Source organism: Vibrio sp. SCP2, from assembly GCF_059295395.1.
Genome location: NZ_JCAFVV010000032.1, coordinates 1 through 480, shown reverse-complemented (window position 1 = coordinate 480; position 480 = coordinate 1). Strand labels below are relative to the sequence as shown.

Sequence of the window (480 nt, the reverse complement as noted above, 5' to 3'; positions counted from 1 at the left end):
GTAAAAGAAGACGCCACACTCACCGTGAATAAAGACAACGGTGTGTTGTCGAATGACAGCGATGTGGATGGTGATGCCCTGAAAGTCACGGGGATCTTAAATGGCACGTCCGGTACGGCGACGGCAGTGACGGACGGCAGTGATACGGTGATCAGCAATGATTACGGCACATTAACCATCCGTGCCGATGGCGGCTACAGCTTTGTGGCCAATGGGGATGCAGCGCAAGCGCTTGCAACGGATAAAACCGCGGACGTGGTGTTTACCTATACTGCGACCGATGGCACGGAGAGTAAGACCAGTACCTTAACCATTACGGTGACCGGCACCAACGATGCACCGAAACTAACGGCTGATGTGGGTGAGGTAAAAGAAGACGCCACACTCACCGTGAATAAAGACAACGGTGTGTTGTCGAATGACAGCGATGTGGATGGTGATGCCCTGAAAGTCACGGGGATCTTAAATGGCACGTCCGGC

The 480-nt window shown here is 53.3% G+C and carries 1 protein-coding gene; it reads left to right on the top strand.

What is annotated here, in order from left to right:
• A partial coding sequence (locus AC5O63_RS22410) for a cadherin-like domain-containing protein (protein ID WP_494506277.1) occupies nucleotides 1-480 on the top strand: 480 nt, incomplete at both ends.